Raw genomic sequence first — 17,077 nt, 5'->3', positions numbered from 1 at the left:
CCGATATCCCTGCCACTCAAGATTCCGCATCGGATTGCCGGAAAAACTGCTTCAACCGCTCCACCGTATGCCGCCATTTCGGTGTCTTTGGTGCGCAGACGGTGTTCTGGTTGCCGAACAGTCCAACTTCGTTGAAGGCCTTTTCCAGCGGAACGGTCTCGATCCAGTCAACGGCGACAAAATACTCGCAGAGATCCGAGTCGTCCACGTGATCACGCATGTAATGGTCTTCGGTGAGAACGTCCAGTGCTGGGCGGAGTGCGCCACCGGGGCCTGGCAATTGGAAGTCCGCCGCTGGCACAGCCTTCTCAGTTACCCGACCCACTCCTACGAAGCCAGATCCGGGCACCTTGATCCAGATCCGATCGCCGGGTTCTAGCAGGTTCAGGGTGCCGCTGTACCAGGAGCCGCCGCCAGCAGAAACGAAGCCGTATTGACTTGCTTCTTTCCATGACCGGCCCATCCCGTGGCCAAACGACACGTAATACTCGCCGTTCCACGGCTCTTTCTCGGAAGGACGTCCGCCGGTTGTCGAGGCCGCCACCTGGGTTTCGACTGGATCATGCAGCCAAACGCGGCTGAGTAACGGACCCCCAGAGCTCTCGAAAACCTGGAAGCAGAGTACATTGATGGGGATGTCGCGTTGGTTTAGATATTCGACGATACGTTCGCTGCTTGCATCTAGCGAGGACGCTACGATCACAATCTGGTGGCTCTCGTTGAGGGTGTCCTCGTCGAGCAGCTGGCCGAATTTCTCGTAATAGGCACCGCCGAGGTCGCCGCCCCCTGAAAAACGACTGTAAATGCGGCCGATATCATCGGCCTCGAGCGATTCCGCCCAGACCGCGTAATCAATAGCCTGGGCCACCACATCTCGCGGCGTCCTGGCACGTTTTAGCTCGACCAGGATCAGCGCGCCATCGGGCGCAAGCGCAAGCAGGTCGATCCGCCCGCCATGTCCGGTATACTCCTGTCGGCCGATGATCATCCATTCGGGCGACAGAATTTCCGGCGCGGCAACGATCATGTCCTCCAGCAACGCTTCGCTTTCGAGGAGCCCCTGTTTCAGTGCCTGCGGTCTCTGACCCACTCTCCAAATGCTGTGGCGGATGGGCATCAGGCGGCCTCTCGTTCGCTTGACGGGGCTCCAAGAGCTTTGTGGAGAGTTGCCTCTAGCAGGCGCCCACGCGTGGCCTCTGATATCCGAATGGCAGCCTCCAGCCGATCGGTCAAACCCATGAGTTCATCGACTTTTTCTGCGATCCGATGCTGTTCTACGAGAGGTGGAAGCGCAATAGGAAAAGACCTCAAGTACCCTAAAGACACGAAGGGCTGGAGCCCACCGGTAGCTTCATTTCTCATTACATGGGAAGCGAACTCAAGTAGATATTTCAGAAACTTCGGGGATTGGTCCTTGCTGTCTATATATTTGAACAAAGCAACGTTTTTGATGCTGAAGGCCTTATTGGTATCGACAATAACAGGATTGCCGATACTACCAATCATGGCAAAAAGAACGTCATTCTTCTCTACAAGTGATCGCTGGGAAATCTTTCGATGATCTTCTTCACTGATGAGCTTTACGCCATCAAATGATAGGACTCCGGATGAAAGATTCTTGCTTGTAACAAGGGGAACTCCTTCGCTAACATACTTAGGTGTGTCGTGCGTGCCATCGCGGACGTCATATATTTCACCAAGCCTTGCGGCCAACCACCCAGTGGGCACATTGAAACCTAGCTCCTCGCTATCTGGCTTAGGAGGCATTTTTAACCTCCTTAGCTTCTTAGAATCAATCAACTCTTCTCTTCTTCTCTGAAGTCGATCCATCAATTCTGATGCTGGCTCGTCCGAAGGATCTTGTTCCACAAGCCTTCCCCGAATAGCAAGATTGAGGATAGTCTCGCGGAGAGATCCGATCTGCTTCGGGCGTGCGGTGAGGGCGGGGAGCGCATCAAGGGCGAAGCGTGCGTGGTCCGGGAACGCCTCGGGATCGGAGTCGGGTGCTGTCAGGCGGGCGAGGCTGGCGGTGGTCAGCCGGTCTCGTATGGTCTCGCGCGCGGTGCGGGTCGCCTCCAGCCGGCCCAGCAGCGCCATCAGCTCCTCCACCTTGGCCACGATCCGCTGCTGCTCAGCGAGGGGTGGGATTGGAACCGGTTGATTGTTGGCAAATTTCGCTGTCAGTTCGATCTGATTTGTCGATCCGGCCGAGCTATCTTCGATGACACCATAGACATGATCTGAGCGAAGCCACGTCCGGACGAACTCGGGATTGACATGCACACACCTGACAACTGTGACATGGCTGTCACACACAAGTCCTGCAGGAGGGTCTACTAGCCGTATGATTCGGCCGATCGTTCCTGTTCCAGTAGAATTCCATAGCAGGTCTCCTGGCTGAAGAAATCGAATTGTCTCGTACTTCTCTAGAGCTTCTCGCGTGACCTGCTTCGCGACGCTCAAATCAAGGCCGGACCACTGAACGCATTTCTGGGAAACTACAGGGGCACCATCTCTTGCCGCATATTTCGGAGATTTTCCGCGCTGAATGTAGCCCGCAATAATTCCTAGCCGAGACCATATCCAGCTGTCCGGGATTTCAAAGGGCGGCTCGTCGACAGCGTCTAGAGACTTTGCCTTCTTCGCCGCTCCAGCGTCCACCAGCTTTGCCCTCTCAAAGACAACCTTGTTTAATAGCTCAGAAGCAGGCTCATCTGACGCATCCTGCTCCACGAGTTTGCCTCGCACAGCAAGATCCAGCACGAAGCGGCGCAGGCGGTCGACTGCATCGGGGGCCTCAGCGATCCTGTCATAGAGCTCGAGGAGACGATGGGCATTCATCGGACCAGCGCCTCCGACAGGATGGCCTTGAGCTGATCGCGTAGTGCGGCAACCTCGGCCTCGGTACTACTCAGTTCTTCTAGAAGAATCTCAGGGTCGCCGAGCTCCTCTTCCACCGTATGGGGGTTTTTGATGTCGAGGTTGTAGCCACGCCCCTTCACCTCTTCCGCGGTCACTTTCCAGGCACGCTCAGTTTCCTTGCGGCCCTTTCGCTCCGGACCGCCCCACCATTCCACGCAGTCGTCCAGGTGCTCCAAGCGAATGGGCCGGGTCATGGAGTAGGCTTTCTGTCCCTCGGGTACCTGGTGTTCCCAGAACCAGATGTCCTGTGTGGGCGTGCCCTTCTCAAAGAACAACAGGTTGGTGCCAATCGAGGCGTAGGGGCGGAAGACCGAGTTGGGCAGGCGCACGATGGTGTGGAGGTTGCATTCCTCCAGCAAGTGCTCCTTGAGGCGAGTCTTGACGCCCTCGCCGAATAGCGAGCCATCGGGCAGCACCACCGCTGCCCGGCCACCTGGTCTCAGAAGTCGAATAATCAGGGCCAGAAACAGGTCGGCAGTCTCACGGGTACGGAAGTGCTGGGGGAAATTAGCCTCGATGCCGTCCTCCTCGCGCCCGCCGAAGGGCGGATTGGTGAGAACGATATCGACGCGTTCGTCCTTGCCCCAAGAAATATAGGGACGGGCCAACGTGTTGTCGTGGCGGAGGAAGGAGGGATCCTCGATGCCGTGCAGCAGCATGTTGGTAACGGCCAACATGTGGGGGAGCTGTTTCTTCTCGACCGCCCGGAGCGAGGATTCCATCGTCGCCTCGTCCTCTGGTCGCCTGACATAGTGATCGCGCATGTGGCGGATAGCGCAAGTCAGGAAGCCGCCGGTGCCACAGGCCGGGTCGAACAGGACTTCGCCGGGCTTCGGATCGGTCATTTTGACCATGAAGGCGGTCACGGCGCGAGGCGTATAGTACTCGCCCGCATTTCCAGCCGACTGCAAATCATTCAGGATTTGTTCGTAGATATCGCCGAAATGCTGGCGCTCGGACAGATTGTTGAAGTCGATGCCGTTGATCTTGTTGACGACCTGGCGCATCAACTGTCCTGACTTCATGAAATTGAAGGCGTCCTCGAACACATCACGGACGGTCCGGGCGCGAGGCGTACGAGGGGCCAGGCCCTTGAGGGTCGGGAACAGATCGTCGTTGATGAAGTCCATTAGCTCGTCACCGGTGATGCCTTCCGGATCTGCGGCCCAGCTGCACCACTGCAGACGCTCGGGAATCGGGGAGCGATAGTCGTCCTTGACCAGTTCCAACTCCTGATCTTGGTCGTCGATAATCTTGAGGAAGAACATCCAGCACAGTTGGCTGATGCGCTGCGCATCGCCGTCCACGCCGGTGTCCTGGCGCATGATGTCCTGGATGGATTTGACGAGTGCTCGTACAGACATGCTCAATCTTCTCCTATATCGGCCTTGATCTCTTGCGCGACCCTATAGAACTCGTCGTTGTCATTCGGGTACAACGCTGAATGGGGAATTGGAGGGAAGTCCTTATTCTTCCAAAACGGATCTCTATTGAAAACAAACTTCGCCATTAGCCGCAGACCGAAATCCACTTCGTGATGTTCATATAGCTGCTTCTGTCCATACATGGCTATATCGGGATACTCTCCAACGAGGAACCCCTCCTGGATATGGGGCCTTAGAGCTTGGGGTGGAGAGACGCTTGCAAGACGAATGACCTGTAACTCTGCCTCAATGCTAGTGGTAATAGCGCCGGCAACATTTGGAATCCCAATCACCATAAGATAAGCAACTTCCCCACTATGATCTGAAGCGAACGATGCGGCAACACGAAGGGAATTCGTTACATCCAAGAGAGGTGTGAGACAAATTTCATAGTGCTGGAGGATAGTCCACCGTAGAACCTGGCGTCTCTTAATCTCTTTCGCTCGTGGAAACCCATGCCTGCTATAAGCTTCCACGAGCGACTGCTCTGCGATTGCCAGGGTCTCATAGCGCTCTTTCAGGGTTTCCGAATCGGGATTCTCGTTCTTACCACGGAAAATAGAGGGCTTCAGACTAGAATTCTTTCTACGGTTCGAATAATCATCGCTTTGGCCCCGCATCATCAGAACATGGCCAGGATTTCTATATTGCAACTCGGCAACAAGCCTGGACAAGTGCAGAAAATCAGATACTTCGATAGCATTCCCTTTTCTTATGTCAGCGCATCGGCGTGCCTTAAATTTTGCTTCGTCAGGGCAATAAGATTCTAGGGAAGATTGTCCAATAGTTTTCATCAGGCGGAATCTCTATACATTTCGGTCTGAAGTTCATGCACGGCTTTCTCAAAAGCGGCTTTGCCACCAAACGAACGCACAAGTTCGACCGTCGTACCCAGCTGATCCAAGGGCGGAATTCGCAACACATTCGTATCGTCCAGGTTCAGGACGCCTTCATCGGCGTATTTTTCGAGCAGCGCATGGAGAACGGCTCGAGCCTGCTCACCATGGCGGTTGAACACATCGCGCTTCCTGACGTTATCGGCCCGCTCACGTCGCGTCAGCGGCTTGGCGCCGAACGCCACGTGACAGATCAGATCGAATGGATCCAGGTCCTTGCCGAGCTCGTCCAGGATCGGATCGAGCGGCAAGCCCTCGGCTTCCAGCTCCTCGAGCAGTGCCTGCTTGCGCTCTGCGGCTTTCCAGCGGCGAAGGAAGTCGTCCAGGCTGGCAAAGCGCTTGCGCAGCGCCTTCTTCGTGAAATCCCGCAGCGACTCTGTCACCAATTGGCCGTTGCCATCTAGGTATTCCACTCGCTCGGCGACGATCTCGGCGGAGACGCCGTCGACGTAGACTTTCGGCCGCGGTTCCGAGCGCGGCTCCGGCATGTTCGGATCGTCGAGAATCGTTTCGTCCTCGCCGGGCGCCTCGGGGAGATCTTCGCCTTCCTCGTCGGTCGGCGGCGCTTCAGGTGGGTCGATCGGACCGGGGCCGCTGGGTTCGTAGATCTGCACGGGCTCGCCATCGAAATCCGGGTCGGCGAAGTGGCTGGTCGCGCCACGGAAGTCGATCAGCGTGAAATAGTACTTGCCGGTGTCCTCGTGCACCCGGGTTCCACGGCCGACAATCTGCTTGAATTCGGTCATCGAGCCCACCTCGCGATCGAGCACGATCAGCCGGCAGGTCTGGGCGTCTACCCCGGTCGAGAGCAGCCGCGAGGTCGTCACCAGCACCGGCCACTTGGACTCCGGGTCGATGAAGTTGCCCAACTGGGCCTGTCCCTCCGGGTCGTTTCCGGTGATCCGCATCACGTAGCGAGGGTTCTCCAGCACGAGATCGTCGTTTTCGTTGACGAGCGCCTGTCGCATGCGAGCGGCATGCTCCTGATCGACGCAGAACACGATGGTCTTCTGATAGCGATCTCCAGCCTCCTTGAGAAACTGGGTCACCTTCTTCGCTACCAGTTTGGTGCGCTCGTCCAGGACCAGGTGCCGATCGAAATCCCTGGTGTTGTAGATCCGATCTTCGATCGGCTGCCCAACCCGGTCTAGCTGGCCCTTCTCGGGGCGGTAACCCTCCACATCGCGGTCAATGTGCACCTTGACGACCTTGTACGGGGCCAGAAAGCCGTCCCGGATGCCCTGCTTGAGGGAATAGCTGTAAATCGGATCCCCGAAATAGGCAATGTTGGAGACGTACTTGGTCTCCTTGGGTGTTGCCGTCATGCCGATTTGGGTAGCCGACTCGAAGTACTCCAGAATCTCGCGCCAGGCCGAATCCTCGGCCGCGCTGCCACGGTGGCATTCGTCGATCACGATCAGGTCGAAGAAATCCCGTGAGAACTCCCGGAAAAGCTTCTGGCTCTCCTCAGGGCCGGTGATGGCCTGGTACAGTCCGAGGTACACCTCGTACGACGTATCGATTCGCCGCTGGCGGTCTACGGCCAGGGGCAGCTCCGTATCCGATCCGTCGGCCCGCTCGATGGTTTTCGAGTGGGTCGAGAGCTTGGCCATCGCGCCTCCGAATGGCCGGAAATCATTGACCATGGTCTGGTCGACCAGGACGTTCCGGTCGGCCAGGAACAGAATTCGCTTTTTCCGGCCCGATTTCCAGAGCCGCCAGATGATCTGGAACGCCGTGTAGGTTTTGCCTGTGCCTGTGGCCATAACCAGCAGGATGCGGTCTCGACCTTTGGCGATGGCCTCGATGGTGGCGTTGATGGCGTTGACCTGGTAGTAGCGGGGTGTCTTTCCGCTGCCATCGTCGTGGTAGTCCTCCAGCACCACCTTCTCGGCCTCCGGGTCCAGACCCTTCCAGGCCCGGTAGCGCTGCCATAGGTCTTCGGGCGCGGGGAAGTCGTCCAGATTCAGATCGGCCTCGGGCTGGTCGCTGGCGCCGGTCCGGTCGTGGAAGACGAAGCCGTCCCCGTTGGACGAAAACACGTACGGAATATTCAGGGTCTCGGCGTATCCGAGGGCCTGCTGCATGCCGTCCCCGACGCTGTGGCGGTTGTCCTTGGCCTCGATCAGCGCGACTGGAATATTGGGCTTGACGTAGAGGACGTAGTCGGCCCGCTTGGCCTTCCCCCGGCTGACCAGCTTGCCGCGCACGATCAGGCGCCCCCTGGTGAAGCTGACCTCCTCCCGGATCTGCAGCATCTCGTCCCAGCCCGCCTTGCGCAGCGCAGGAGTGATGAATTTCGTACAGATGTCTCGTTCCGAGAGGTTTTTCTTGTCGATCATGCCCGCCCTTGTTTCGCTGGCCGCCCAAGTCCCGTACTGTACCGATTCGTCTACTATAATCCAAGGAATTGCAACTGCTTGGAGCGACCTGCTGCAATAGGAGGTTCCTTGCCGCCAATGCCCTCAGGATCCGATACACGCTCTCCCGCGGCCAGCCTCAGCGAGGTAATCGCCTTGCTGGAGAGGAAGATCCAAAACGACCGCACCGAGCTTGACCGGACAGTCGGCGCGACTCGCCGATATCGGCTCCAGGGGTGTGCAGGAAGTCGACAAGCAACAACCGGCCTGGAGCCAACTTCCGGGGCAGCTAGAAGGCCTCCCGGGATGCCGGAGCATATATGCGTCGTTCCTTTCCTCGCGAGCAGATCGTCGTCAGCCTGCCCCAATGAGCCCCTTAACATTCCTCAACAGTAGACGTCAGTGAGCCCATGAAGATTCTGAATCCAAATGACCCGATTGCCCACGCGATAGAGAAAACGGAAGACAGGGCCAAAGCTGAGGAGTGGATCGAAAGCGCTGAATCCCTGGGGAGGAAGTGGTCGAAACTTGCTCCAGAAGAAATTTCTTTCAAAAGCACCGACGAAATCTTGAAGGCCTCGTATCTACTTGATAAAGGCCGTCTTCCTGAGGCTGCCTGGTCGGCTTATTCTCATGTGGTGCTTGATGCCATTTTGGAAATAGAGGAAAAAAAACTAACCGTGGATTCACTGCATATCAAACCTCCGAAGCGTGGCCGACAGGAAGATCGACGACAAAAGGGCTACATGATTCTGAAGACCCAAGAATTGATCAGATTCGGGTATTCGCCGACAGAGGCTTACGATCAACTTGCTCAGGAACTTCACAAATCACCTGATACCGTCCGACGCACCTACGAGCGCGCAAGAAAAAAATCTAAACCTTAAAGCCGGGGGAATTGTTCAACTATTTCCCCGCTGACATCGTAGTTTTCGCTGCGCAGAATCCCAGCCATGTTCATCACCGCCCAAGGAGGCGCAAACATGGCTGAAGTAATCCTCAGACTTCCCCACGTCAAGGCCCGTACCGGCCTGTCACGTTCCACGATCTATCTACGCATCGCGGAAGGCACCTTTCCCAAACCCATCTCCCTCGGCGGCCGTGCTGTCGGTTGGATCGAATCGGAAGTGGATGACTGGCTGGAGCAGCAGATTGAGGCCAGTCGCCAGGCTGCGCGGTGAGGGGCTTTGGCAATGTCTGACGCAAAATCTAATTTCCGAGAAGCCATTCGCGACGCCGGGTTGAAGCCCCCGGAGGCAGTCGAGCCAGGAAAGTTCCAGCGCTTCCCGGGCCATGGCAAGCCCGCCAGCAACCGCGCCGGCTGGTGCAAGCTGTTCGAGGATGAGGAAGGCGGGCAGTTTGGCGACTGGTCAACCGGCCTGAACGAAACATGGCAGGCCCGCAAGCCTGCAAGCGAAGCCGAGCGCAAACGGTGGACTGCCGAGATCAGCAAAGCCCGGGAGCAAGCCGAGCGGGAACGTAGGTCCGCCCAGGACGAAGCCGCGAAGGAATGCGCCGAAGCATGGCGCAAAGCTCAGCCGGCCCCGACCGATCACCCGTACCTGGTCGCCAAAGGTATCGAGCCGCACGGCATCCGTATCGAATCCGACCGGCTACTGGTGCCGATCAGGAATGCAGCCGGGGAGATTCGATCCCTTCAACGGATCGACGCCCAAGGCAGTAAGAGGTTTCACCCCGGCGGGGAGATCGCGGGCAACTATTACGCCATTGGCAAGCCTGACGGGCTGGTGATAGTAGCCGAAGGATTCGCCACGGCGGCCAGTATCCACCAGGCGACCGGCTACGCGGTAGCGGTGGCGCTCAACGCCGGAAACCTGAAGCCGGTAGCCGAAGCAATCCGCGCGAAGCTATCCGAGGCCCGCATCATCATCGCTGCCGACGATGACCGCAACACGGAAGGCAACCCCGGTATCGCCAAGGCGACCGAAGCGGCCCGAGAGGTTGGCGGGATCGTGGCCGAACCCGGACGCGCCGGAGACTTTAACGACCTACACGCCGCCGAAAGATTGGAGGCGGTCAAGATGAAGTTTTCTCAGGTCGCACAGCCTGAACGAATGACCCGCCCTCTATCGGAGATCAAGCCCGAACCAATCCGGTGGTTATGGCCGAACCGCATAGCGCGGGGGAAACTGACCCTGATTGCCGGTGATCCGAAACTAGGCAAGTCGCTACTGACCGCCGACATAACCGCCCGAATCACAGCCGGGCAACCTTGGCCGGTTGATGGTTCGTACCCACCGCGCGGTGCAGTGATATTCGCCAGTGCCGAGGATGATGCAGCCGACACCATCCGACCACGACTAGAGGCGGCGCAAGCGGATATATCCCGCGTCCATATCCTCGAAACCGTCCAAGAGGCCGACCCGGAATCGCTCGAAGTAAGAGAGCGGATGTTCAACCTGAAACGGGATATGGCCCGGCTGGATTCCGAGCTGGTTGCACTTAGTGATGTGGTGGCAGTGATCATCGACCCGGTGACGGCCTACCTAGGCGGCACAGACAGCCATAAGAACAGCGATATTCGCGAGCTGCTTGCCCCCTTGGCGAAGCTGGCCGGCAAACACGACGTGGCGGTGATCGCGGTATCCCACCTCAACAAGGGCGGGAGCAACAACGCCCTGTATCGAGTCTCCGGCAGCCTGGCGTTTACCGCAACGGCCCGAGCGTGTTGGCTGGTCGCCAAGGATCAGGACGATGAAGACCGCCGCCTGCTGTTGCCCAGTGGCTCGAACATCGCTCCCGATATTGGCGGGCTCGCTTATCGGATCGTTACGAACGATACCCGAGTCGGCCCGGTCGCGGTCTTGGATTGGGACCCTGACCCCGTTGATGTCGATGCATCCGACGCATTGCAACCCGACAGCGACGAACGGGACGAAAAAAACGAGGCCGTCGACTGGTTACAGGACATGCTCGCCCACGGTCCGATGAAGGCAGCCGAAATCAAGAAGGCGGCGAACAAGGAAGGGCTGGCCTGGCGAACAGTACAACGTGCCAGAAGGCAGGCAGGCGTCGAAAGTGTCCGTTCTGGATTCGGGCAAGGTTCACGGTGGCGCATTCGTGTCTCTGAACCCCCGCCCCAAAAAGATGGCGCGAATGGCGCAAATGCTAAAAACAGTGGCTTTCAGGGGTACCCCGAATCCCATTTGCGCCATTCCCGCCAACCTACGGACACAAGCGCGAACGGCACGGATGGCAGCCGAGCCGACCTTTTCCGCATGGCGAAGGATGCCTGTGACGGCCTGCACGTTGATCCTTCAGAGCTTGTCGAATTCATCGCCAAGCAAAACGATCCCGAGCTATACAGCCCGGCCGCCGTCCGGCGCTGGGCTGAAGTGATCGAGGAGAGGGGATTTCCAAGGGATTGAGGTACCCGTGCGGTAGGATCGATAATAAGGGGTGATAACGAGCCGTGAGGCAGTCTGGTCAAAGTTAGCAATTGAGTTCGAAGCGCCAATCAGATGTGTACCGGCTCTATAGTGTGTCGCTACAAGGATTTTGGAGGAAGGGAGCCAGGAATTACTTCCAAACAAGCTGTCAATCGATTTTACTACCGACCGACCTGCAAGCCTTTGCCAGTGAGCTTAGATAGAAACACCGGAAGCGAAACCTCAAATGAGTGAAGACGAAATCGAACCAGAAGTACTGGCGCACTACCTAATTTGTTCGGGCTGCATCGGTGAAGCCTACCTAAAGGCTGAAGTTGAGCGGAACGGGGATAAGGGCGATTGCACCTATTGCAGTGAGACAAAAAAAGTCATCACGATCTGCGATTTAGCGGACCGTGTCGACGCGGCTCTCGTAGACCACTATGAGCGTACGCAGGACGAGCCTACCGCTTTGCAATATGCCTTGCACCGCGACAAGGACATATTCTACCAATGGGAGCGGCGTGGAGAACCCGTAGCTGAGGTCATCTGCGAAACAGCTCATATCGATGAAAGGATCGCTGAGCACGTCCGGCAAGTTCTAGAAGAGCGCCACTATGACTTCGATGCAGCCGTGGCTGGAGAGGAGAACCCTTATGATATCGAGGCCCACTACGATGAGAAAGGCGTTGAAGATTATGAACTCCAAGAAGGATGGGCTTACTTTCAACAAACCCTGAAAACCGAGACACGAGTCTTCAACCGTGAAGCAGAGGCGATCCTTGACTCCATATTTGAAGACTTAGGCGAGCACATCACACTCCAATCCGATCCCGTAATTATGGGCGTCGGCCCCACTTGTCACATCGCTCAACTCTATCGTGCAAGAGTTTTTCAGTCCGGTGACAAACTGGAATCCGCACTCATGCGTCCTGACCAAGAAATCGGACCACCACCTTTCTCTGCGGCCAATGCCGGGCGCATGAATGCGAGCGGAATTTCTGTCTTTTACGGGGCAACCGAACCAGACGTCGCTCTGGCTGAGGTCCGACCTCCGGTAGGTAGTCGAGTCGCAGTCGCACAGTTCGAGATCATTCGACCACTTCAGCTGCTGGACGTCGAGGCCTTGCGGTCAATCTATGTCGAAGGAAGCATCTTTGACACGTCTTATATCAGCAGGCTGCAGAAGGCGAAATTTCTCCGACGACTCAGCGATCAACTCACCATGCCAGTAATGCCGGAAAGAGAATCTGACGATTACTTGGTTACACAAGGGATTGCCGATTACTTGGCCAGCAGAGAGGAGCCGAAAATTGACGGCATTATTTACCGGTCTATTCAAAAAGGAGATGAAGGTCGTAATGTCGTGCTATTCCACAAATCCTCACGTGTGGAGAACTTAAATCTGCCAGAAGGAACAAGCACCTCAGCCCAACTGTGGGAGATAAGCGAGAACGAGCCAGTACCAGATTACTCCGTATTTGATAAAATTCCGGACCCCATAAAGGAGGACACTCCGTACGCGGTCAAGACGGAACGTCTTATTGGATACGAGAATTCGCACGGCGGCCTGGTTTATTTTGTCTCATCGCCACAACAAGAGGACTCCAGGGAAAGCGCATTGCGAATCGACACCGAAACGGTAGAAGTTCACCACATTGATCGCATTCAGGTTGAGGCAACTCGCTATTTCGTGAAGCGCTACAAAGTGTCCAAAGGCGCGGACGAGCTTTGACCAAGTTGACCTAGCCATCATCTTACCCGGCTTGGCGCATCATGCTTGGGGGCAACTTTGGGGGCAACGAAACAATAGCCTGGCTATTAATATCTTTATGTTCAGCGCATTAACGGCACCATTCGATAGACCCCGCCTCCACCAGGATCCCCGAGACAGAGCCGGCCATTGCGCCGGCTTTGTTGTTTCTGGACAACCCGATTCCGCCATCTACCCCGCCAAAATCCATAGTGGTTAGAATGCCCCGGTCGCAATCGCTACCGAGAATCCTCGGCCGGGGACAGCAACGATGCATCTGGCTACTCTGCTTCTAATCATCCTGGGCGCCGGTCTGGCCAGCCAGTGGCTGGCCTGGCAGATCCGCCTGCCGGCGATCGTGATTCTGATCGCCAGCGGTCTCGTGCTCGGCCCGGTGACCGGAGTGATCGATTTCGCCATGGCGCCGGAAGAGCTGACCGAGCTGATCGGCCTGGGTGTCGCCATCATCCTTTTCGAAGGTGGGATGGACCTCAAACTGGGCGAGTTCCGCCGGGTCGGCCACGGGGTCGCGAGGCTCACGACCATCGGCCCACTGCTGGCCTGGCTGCTGGGTGCGCTGGCCGGCCATTTCGTGGCGGGGCTGACCTGGCCGGTGGCCATCGTACTCGGCGCCATCCTGGTCGTCACCGGACCCACCGTCATCCTGCCGCTGCTCAGGCAGGCCCGCCTCAACAAGGAATCCGCCTCCCTGCTCAAGTGGGAGGGCATCGTCAACGACCCCGTCGGCGTCTTGCTGGCTGTCCTGGCCTTCCAGTACTTCACGATCTCGGGCGAAGACTGGACATCGGTGCTCCTCGGCCTGGGCAAGGCCGTTGCCGTCGCCGCTCTGCTCGGCGGGCTGGGCGGCTGGCTGACCGGCTGGTTCTACCGCCGTGGTGCCGTGCCGACCCATCTCAAACCGCCGATGCTGATGGTGCTGGTGCTGGCCGCGTACTGGGCCAGCAACCAGGTGCAGCACGAAGCCGGCCTGCTGACGGTTACCGTGATGGGACTCGTGATCGGCAATATGCAGCTGGTCGAACGCGAACCGTTGCGGCACTTCAAGGAAAATCTCACCGTCGTCCTGCTGTCGGTGCTGTTCATCGTCATCCCCACGCAGCTCGACGCCTCGCATCTTCAATTGATCAGCATGTCCTCGGTGCTGTTCGTGCTGGCCGTGCTCCTGGTGGTCCGTCCGCTGACGATTGCACTGGCAACCATCGGCGCACCCATGCGCTGGCAGGACAGGCTCTTGATGGCCTGGATCGCGCCGCGCGGGATCGTGGCCGCGGCCACCGCCAGTATTTTCGGCCCCGCGCTGGTTGCCGCCGGCTACCCGGAAGCCGAAATCCTGATGCCGCTCGTTTTCCTGGTCATCCTGGTGACCGTGGTCATCCACGGCCTGACCCTCGGGCCGCTCGCCCGCAGGCTGAAACTGGCCGCGGAAGAGGAAAACGGTCTGCTGATCGTCGGCGCCAGCGACTGGACCCGTGCGCTGGCCAACGTTCTCGAGGACCTCCACATCGATGTCCTGATTGCCGACGGCTCGTGGCATCGGCTCAAAGCGGCGCGCATGGACGGCATCCGCACATACTACGGCGAAGTGTTGTCCGAGCATGCCGAGCACGAGCTCGAGGACGAGCATCTCAGCTACCTGCTGAGTGCGACCGACAACGACTACTACAACGCGCTGGTGTGCAAGGCGCTGGGCGGCGAGTTCGGCCATCACCGCACATTCCAGCTCTCACCCCCGAGCGAGTCGAGCGACGAGCAGCGACGCCTGACGCTGCAACAGCGCGGCTACTTTGCCTTCGAACCGCCCGTGGACGCCCGTTCGCTGGACCAACGACTGGACGACGGCTGGACGATCCAGACGACGCGCCTGAGCGAGCGTTTCGAATTGGACCAGCTGAAAGAAAGGCTGGGCGAACCGGGCGAGGACTGGCTGCTGATCGGCAGCGTCTCTCCCGACGGCAAACTCCAGGTGTACTCAAGCGAGCATGCATTCACCGCGGAAGCCGACTGGCGACTACTCTACTTCGCGCCCGGGCAGGCGGGTTCACCCCAATCCTGATTGCCCGGGATCGTCCGAGGCCGCGCCCTCGCGGTGCCGAATGAACCAGCACTGGTGAATGCGACGGTTACGCTCGAAATCCTTCGGAATCGACCAGCGCGTCCGATCCTCGACTTCGAACGCCTGTTCAATCGCCGCGTCGAGCGAGAAACTGCGCAGGTTGGTGGAAAACACCAGCGTGCCCGCGTGATCGAGGCAGCGCATCGCCTCGGCCACCAGTTCAGCATGGTCGCGCTGGATATCGAGATCGCCGTCCATGCGCTTGGAGTTCGAGAAGCTGGGCGGATCGAGAAAGATCAGGTCGAAACGATTGCGGCAGCGGGCCAGCCAGTCGCGGGCGTCGGCGTGAATCACGTGGTGCCGGTCCATGTCGCAGCCGTTCAGTTCCAGGTTGCGCCGCAGCCAGTCGAGATAGGTATTTGAAAGATCGACGCTCGTCGTCGCCCGGGCACCGCCGAGAGCAGCATGCACCGTCGCGGCGCCCGTGTAGCAGAACAGGTTCAATAACCGCTTGCCGTGGGCGTGTTCGGCCAGCCACTGTCGCACCGGCCGGTGATCCAGGAACAGCCCGGTATCGAGGTAGTCGGTCAGGTTGACCTCCAGCCGGCAGTGGCCCTCGCGCACGATGAGCGTGCGCGATTGTTCGCTCATGCGTTCGTACTGCTCGCTGCCGCGCTGCCGGCGCCGCACCTTGAAGACCATCCGCTCCGGCGGCACGCCGGCAGCGGCCGGAATGGCGCTGAGAGCGGCACGCAGGCGATTCTGCGCCTTACCGGGATCGACGCTGCCCGGCGGCTCGTACTCCTGCACGTGCAACCAGTCGCCGGACTCGCTGCCGTAAACGTCGACGGCCAGGGCGTACTCGGGAATATCGGCGTCGTAGAGCCGGTAGCAGGTGATCCCTTCGCGCTTGCGCCATTTCCTGAGCTGGCGCTCGTTCTTGTGCAGTCGATTCGTCAGATCCGGTGCCGCCTGCTCCCCGGTCGAAGCGGCGGCATCGGCGCCGATCTCGAAACGCTCCAGCCGACACTCGAGCGGCCCGTTGAAGAACTGCCAGCTCTTGTCCGGCTGCAGGCCGATACGACAGCCGGCGCCGTTGAGTACCAGCGCCCGCCAGCCGGGAAAATGGCTTCGCAGTGTCTCGCCCAGCTTGAGGTAGAGCGGCAACAACTCGTGCTGTTCCCCGATGCGATCGCCGTAGGGCGGATTGGTGGCCACCAGACCGGTCCGCACGCCCGACGGCGCGGTGGCTTCCCCGAGCTCGCGTCGTTCGACGTGAACACGGCCTGCCAGTCCGGCACGCTCGACATTGACCAGGGCCAGGCGAACCGCCTGGCGGTCGTGGTCGAACGCGACCATCGGCGGCAGGTGTTCCATTCCCTTCTCCTGGCGCTCCAGGGCCTCGTCGACCAGGTCCTTCCAGGCATTGTCGTCATGGCCGCGCCAATGCTGAAAACCAAACCCGGTGCGCAGTAAGCCCGGGGCGGTGTCGGACGCCATCCAGGCGGCTTCGATGGCCAGGGTTCCCGTGCCGCACATCGGGTCGACAAAACCGCCCCTGTCGGCGGCAATCCGTGGCCAGTCGGCCCGGTAGAGCATGACGGCGGCGAGATTTTCCTTCAGCGGGGCGGCAATACCGGTTTCGCGATAGCCGCGCTTGTGGAGGCTATCGCCGGACAGGTCGATGGCCACGGTCACCTGCTCGCCGTGCATGTGGACATTGATGCGAACGTCAGGCTGCCGAATATCCACGGACGGCCGGCCACCGACCGTCTCGCGTATCTGGTCGACAACGGCATCCTTGACGCGCTGGGCGGCAAAGCGGCTGTGGGTGATGGCCGCCTTGATGCCGGTGAAGTCCACCGCCAACGTGTTGTCCGGGCCGAGGTGCATCGACCAATCGATGGTCGAGACACCGCGATAGAGTCCGTCGTCGTCCTCGGCCTCGAATTCGGCAAGCGGCAACAACACCCGGTTGGCAATCCGCGACCACAGGCAGGCGCGGTAGGCATCGACGAGTGTGCCTTCGAACAGCACGCCGCCGCGCTGCGCGTGGACACCCTCGAGACCGAGCGCCGTGAGTTCCGTCGCCAGCAGATCCTGCAGTCCACGAGGCGCCGTGGCGAACAGTGTGAAGTGCTTGTTCAATCCGCCACCCCCATACCGGATCGCATCGCGTCATATCCCCTTCGATCACCTTCTCTTTGATGCTTCATTTGACGAATCCGTCCTCGGTCTCACTGCGAGTCGTCTACGATA

Annotated in this window: 11 protein-coding genes; 5 read left to right on the top strand and 6 right to left on the bottom strand. The window is 58.8% G+C overall.

Translation table 11 applies throughout. From position 1 onward, the window contains the following. Nucleotides 1-16: 16 nt before the first annotated feature. The 5 genes from ACDC66_RS13455 to hsdR are packed head-to-tail and all read right to left on the bottom strand — an operon-like array spanning nucleotide 17 to nucleotide 7,581. On the bottom strand, nucleotides 17-1,117 hold the full coding sequence (locus tag ACDC66_RS13455; RefSeq protein ID WP_376697244.1) for a hypothetical protein: 1,101 nt from the start codon (nucleotides 1,115-1,117) through the stop codon (nucleotides 17-19). Further along, nucleotides 1,117-2,841: a restriction endonuclease subunit S gene (locus ACDC66_RS13450; protein ID WP_376697243.1), complete on the bottom strand. Its 1,725-nt coding sequence runs from the start codon at nucleotides 2,839-2,841 to the stop codon at nucleotides 1,117-1,119. The genes ACDC66_RS13455 and ACDC66_RS13450 overlap by 1 nt, the downstream gene beginning before the upstream one ends. Then, complete coding sequence (locus tag ACDC66_RS13445) at nucleotides 2,838-4,286, bottom strand: N-6 DNA methylase (RefSeq protein ID WP_376697242.1); 1,449 nt, start codon at nucleotides 4,284-4,286, stop codon at nucleotides 2,838-2,840. The genes ACDC66_RS13450 and ACDC66_RS13445 overlap by 4 nt, the downstream gene beginning before the upstream one ends. 2 nt (nucleotides 4,287-4,288) lie before the next feature. Beyond that, a complete protein-coding gene (locus ACDC66_RS13440; RefSeq protein WP_376697241.1) occupies nucleotides 4,289-5,140 on the bottom strand; it encodes an FRG domain-containing protein in 852 nt (283 codons plus the stop codon). Then, the gene (gene hsdR, locus ACDC66_RS13435) at nucleotides 5,140-7,581 is read right to left on the bottom strand and encodes an EcoAI/FtnUII family type I restriction enzme subunit R (RefSeq protein ID WP_376697257.1); all 2,442 of its coding nucleotides are present in this window, start codon (nucleotides 7,579-7,581) and stop codon (nucleotides 5,140-5,142) included. Before hsdR ends, ACDC66_RS13440 begins: the two co-directional genes overlap by 1 nt. Before the next feature lie 431 nt (nucleotides 7,582-8,012). Here hsdR and ACDC66_RS13430 point away from each other — a divergent pair, with 431 nt between their 5' ends. The 5 genes from ACDC66_RS13430 to ACDC66_RS13410 all read left to right on the top strand — a co-directional run bounded on the left by ACDC66_RS13430 (nucleotide 8,013) and on the right by ACDC66_RS13410 (nucleotide 14,818). Further along, the gene (locus tag ACDC66_RS13430) at nucleotides 8,013-8,489 is read left to right on the top strand and encodes a hypothetical protein (protein WP_376697240.1); all 477 of its coding nucleotides are present in this window, start codon (nucleotides 8,013-8,015) and stop codon (nucleotides 8,487-8,489) included. A gap of 96 nt (nucleotides 8,490-8,585) precedes the next feature. Further along, complete coding sequence (locus tag ACDC66_RS13425) at nucleotides 8,586-8,783, top strand: helix-turn-helix transcriptional regulator (RefSeq protein WP_376697239.1); 198 nt, start codon at nucleotides 8,586-8,588, stop codon at nucleotides 8,781-8,783. 12 nt (nucleotides 8,784-8,795) lie between these two features. Further along, nucleotides 8,796-10,991, top strand: a complete 2,196-nt coding sequence (locus ACDC66_RS13420; RefSeq protein ID WP_376697238.1) for an AAA family ATPase — start codon at nucleotides 8,796-8,798, stop codon at nucleotides 10,989-10,991. A 247-nt stretch (nucleotides 10,992-11,238) separates the two neighbouring features. Next, nucleotides 11,239-12,726, top strand: a complete 1,488-nt coding sequence (locus ACDC66_RS13415) for an RES family NAD+ phosphorylase (protein WP_376697237.1) — start codon at nucleotides 11,239-11,241, stop codon at nucleotides 12,724-12,726. Between the two features lie 289 nt (nucleotides 12,727-13,015). Further along, nucleotides 13,016-14,818, top strand: coding sequence for a cation:proton antiporter (locus ACDC66_RS13410; protein WP_376697236.1), 1,803 nt, complete (start codon nucleotides 13,016-13,018; stop codon nucleotides 14,816-14,818). Here the strand turns inward: ACDC66_RS13410 and rlmKL are convergent. Further along, nucleotides 14,804-16,966: a bifunctional 23S rRNA (guanine(2069)-N(7))-methyltransferase RlmK/23S rRNA (guanine(2445)-N(2))-methyltransferase RlmL gene (rlmKL, locus tag ACDC66_RS13405; protein WP_376697235.1), complete on the bottom strand. Its 2,163-nt coding sequence runs from the start codon at nucleotides 16,964-16,966 to the stop codon at nucleotides 14,804-14,806. The two genes, ACDC66_RS13410 and rlmKL, sit on opposite strands and share 15 nt — an antisense overlap. Nucleotides 16,967-17,077: the final 111 nt, after the last annotated feature.

The organism is Wenzhouxiangella psychrophila (genome assembly GCF_042310375.1).
Lineage (GTDB): Bacteria > Pseudomonadota > Gammaproteobacteria > Xanthomonadales > Wenzhouxiangellaceae > Wenzhouxiangella.
Note: the sequence above shows the minus strand (reverse complement) of the source record. Positions and strands in the feature narration are given on the sequence as shown.

Excerpts from the sequence above, each read along its gene's own strand:
- ACDC66_RS13455 (WP_376697244.1), bottom strand. The coding sequence starts at position 1,117 with ATGCCCATCCGCCACAGCATTTGGAGAGTGGGTCAGAGACCGCAGGCA.
- ACDC66_RS13450 (WP_376697243.1), bottom strand. The coding sequence starts at position 2,841 with ATGAATGCCCATCGTCTCCTCGAGCTCTATGACAGGATCGCTGAGGCC.
- ACDC66_RS13445 (WP_376697242.1), bottom strand. The coding sequence starts at position 4,286 with ATGTCTGTACGAGCACTCGTCAAATCCATCCAGGACATCATGCGCCAG.
- ACDC66_RS13440 (WP_376697241.1), bottom strand. The coding sequence starts at position 5,140 with ATGAAAACTATTGGACAATCTTCCCTAGAATCTTATTGCCCTGACGAA.
- ACDC66_RS13430 (WP_376697240.1), top strand. The coding sequence starts at position 8,013 with ATGAAGATTCTGAATCCAAATGACCCGATTGCCCACGCGATAGAGAAA.
- ACDC66_RS13425 (WP_376697239.1), top strand. The coding sequence starts at position 8,586 with ATGGCTGAAGTAATCCTCAGACTTCCCCACGTCAAGGCCCGTACCGGC.
- ACDC66_RS13420 (WP_376697238.1), top strand. The coding sequence starts at position 8,796 with ATGTCTGACGCAAAATCTAATTTCCGAGAAGCCATTCGCGACGCCGGG.
- ACDC66_RS13415 (WP_376697237.1), top strand. The coding sequence starts at position 11,239 with ATGAGTGAAGACGAAATCGAACCAGAAGTACTGGCGCACTACCTAATT.
- ACDC66_RS13410 (WP_376697236.1), top strand. The coding sequence starts at position 13,016 with ATGCATCTGGCTACTCTGCTTCTAATCATCCTGGGCGCCGGTCTGGCC.